This window comes from Enterobacter sp. K16B (assembly GCF_020216105.1).
Taxonomy (GTDB): domain Bacteria; phylum Pseudomonadota; class Gammaproteobacteria; order Enterobacterales; family Enterobacteriaceae; genus Enterobacter; species Enterobacter sichuanensis.
Window position 1 is genome coordinate 1 of the sequence record NZ_JAIWJZ010000232.1, and the last position, 233, is coordinate 233.

Annotated in this window: 1 protein-coding gene; it reads left to right on the forward strand. The window is 45.9% G+C overall.

Annotated features, from left to right (window positions below):
- On the forward strand, nucleotides 1-233 hold a 233-nt coding region (locus LDK53_RS23110), incomplete at both ends, for a T6SS immunity protein Tli4 family protein (protein WP_263643530.1).

Genomic DNA, 233 nt, shown 5'->3' on the forward strand with positions numbered 1-233 from the left:
GGATATTAACATAGGGCTCATCAGTAGTACTTTCGACAATATACGCGTTGCGGTTTCCAATGATAACTTTACGCGTGAAGAAAATACGGTGCTGGACAGAATGGGAGAAATAGAAAGCAATATTACTCGTTCACGAGGAGGCATAGAAAGAAAAGGGGCCTTTAGTGTTAACGGGCTGCAGGCCCAGGAGTTTCTGGCAACGGGCTTGCAGGAAGACAACGATGAACCACGAT